This is a genomic window from Vibrio sp. 1580, from assembly GCF_033340055.1.
In genome coordinates, this window is sequence record NZ_JAWOVT010000428.1 from 1 (window position 1) to 612 (window position 612).

The 612-nt window shown below is 48.2% G+C and carries 1 pseudogene; it reads left to right on the forward strand.

Annotation, left to right across the window (positions count from 1 at the left end):
• A pseudogene (locus R7093_RS26395) lies at positions 1-612 on the forward strand (glycoside hydrolase family 2 protein); the annotation flags it as partial.

A 612-nucleotide genomic window follows, 5' to 3' on the forward strand; every position in this document is an offset into this window, starting at 1 on the left:
TTGGGGCATTTGTTTGATGGTATCGGGCATTTACGACCCAATCCAAATCGATGTAGTGACCGACATTTGGTTAAAAAATGTCTCAACCGAGCAACAATGGCAAGCCGATGGCAGTGTGATTTTAGACGCGCTGGTGGAAGTGCAAACCGACAACCAAAGCCATCATGTTACCGTGGAATTTGATGGCGAAGTTCAATTTATTCAAACCGAAGGAAGTGGTCACTATCACTGTCAGTTCCATGTTCAAAAGCCGCAACTCTGGTGGCCTGTAGGTTACGGCGACTCGCATCTGTACACCATTTCTGTTGGTTGTGGTGAGCAAACGCTGTCGCGCAAGATTGGACTTCGTCAGTTGAGCTTAAATAGTCAGGCAGATGAACATGGCTCTGCGATGGAATTTATCGTCAATGGCACGCCTATTAATGCCAAAGGTGCGAACTGGATTCCTGTCGATGCGATGCCGGGGCGAGAATGTGAACACCGTTATCGAGACCTATTGCAAAGTGCGGTTGATGCCAACATGAACATGATTCGCGTGTGGGGCGGCGGTCAGTACGAGAGTGAAACCTTTTATAACCTTTGCGATGAACTCGGTTTGCTGGTGTGGCAAGA